Raw genomic sequence first — 1,772 nt, forward strand, 5'->3', positions numbered from 1 at the left:
ATCTTCTAGGTCGATTTTTACAAATGTGGCTGGAGGGTTTAGACCGCCAAGTCTATGAAGTTGCCAAACTTCATCCTCAAACCACATTCTTCCAATTCTCTTACACACTCCAACTTAATGGCGTGTCCTTTCGTTACTCATTTCAACGCTCGCCTTTCACTCGAATTGAAATGCTTCCTTTGCCATTACAGCAAAGCCCTACTAAGTCACTCTCCCACAGTTCTGTTTTCGGAAGTTGCCTCCGATTGAATAAAGACCTCTTCAAATTAAAGAGAAATCTTTAAGCAATACGGCTTCGTCATTAAACAAAACTGCTTCCCAAGTTAGTATTAAAACAGTTGTTTTCAGTTGCCTGAAAACTGGCAGAACCCGTGCCGATCTCCTACATACAACACCTACATTCCTATCTCCCCCGATCGCAGTTCCAAGTCGTATCAGGTTTATACAATGCAATATGTAGTTAATAATCATCCACGTTCACGCCTTACCCATATCGACATACACAGCCTAAAAAGCACCATGTTGACGACCTTACAGGCTTGAGCTATCCATTGATCTCGACAGCAAAACAGAATGTCTTCCGACAAATTCACTGTTCTACCTAAAATCGAGTACCGATTGCGCCAGCTTTCGCCTTGCAACCCTGACACCTCACGATGCCCTCAAAAGCCCACCTGTGGGTATAACCTACGCCCTTGTCTTTATTTTTGTTTTTGACTTGAAGCGTCTGGTTATCAGCTATTCACGAGGTTACTCATTCCGTGAGTCCTCTGACTGTCTGTTTTAATACAGGGTTTTGGCCCTTTCAGCCTAGGAGGGAAGTTACTCCCACCGCCACGTCACCGTGATCCCGTGTCCTTGTCGCCCAACTGACCTCCACCTTGGGAGTGGAGGGTGTTCATTCATCAAAATGAGTGAACAGGTAGAAAGCGGGAGTCACACCCGCCAGCCCCTAGTGTAGCCGCGCCAGCTAGAGTTTCCTCACGCACGCAGCTTCACCATTAAAGCTTCTCAAAGACTGGCAATCCTCAAGAAGGGGGAGTGTGTCTGATTCATGGGTAGGCAACCCAGGAGCCAAGCAGAAAAGAATTGGCTCATGGATTGGCAGTCCACGCAAAAAATCAAAGACCCTCAAAGCGTTATATTTGATCAAGTTGCGGTCGTCAAGCCTATTTCGGGGGAACTGCTATTTATAGAATCACCAAAGGTGGTTCCTTATTCTGCTTAAAAACTTCAAAAATGCAATTTTTGGGTTTTTAAGGATTTTTTATAGAATTTTCACTAAATATCTTTTATAAATCTCTTATAGAATCACTTTATTAAAATCACTTTAAGAGTAATAAAAAATGATTTATTACAGCTACTTTCCTAAAGACTTTACAAAAAATGTCATGGGAATGATGACAAACGAATATGATCTTGTTTCTAAGAAATTTAGGTTCAATACGAATAATAATGAAGCAACTCATATGATTGCTAAATGGATTGAACGTTATCATTTACTGGAAACAGCTCAGCAAACCTATCGGAGAAGATTGAACAGTGAGCCAGTTTTTAGCTTGCTGGTTCATTTCAGTTATAGTTATTTACCAGGGCTGAGTGAAAATGAGTGTTGGGAAAAAATTGCTAAAAATGAACCTGGTTTTTTAGTGCAAGTAGAGGCTTACCTGTTTTGTCGAACCAGTGATGCTTTCTTATTTGATGAAAAAACTCAAAAGGTTTTGAATAAAAAAGACAAACAAGATTTAGTGAAGATTAACCGTAGATTTTTT

At 40.9% G+C, this 1,772-nt stretch carries 1 protein-coding gene and 1 pseudogene; both read left to right on the top strand.

Annotation, left to right across the window (positions count from 1 at the left end; all coding sequences use genetic code 11):
- On the top strand, window positions 1-284 hold a 284-nt coding region (locus FTV42_RS17445), incomplete at its 5' end, for a hypothetical protein (protein WP_218947016.1).
- Window positions 285-1,346: 1,062 nt separating this feature from the next.
- A pseudogene (locus FTV42_RS16565) lies at window positions 1,347-1,772 on the top strand (hypothetical protein); the annotation flags it as partial.

Origin of the sequence: Acinetobacter sp. YH16052 (assembly GCF_013417155.1) — a bacterium.
Lineage (GTDB): Bacteria > Pseudomonadota > Gammaproteobacteria > Pseudomonadales > Moraxellaceae > Acinetobacter.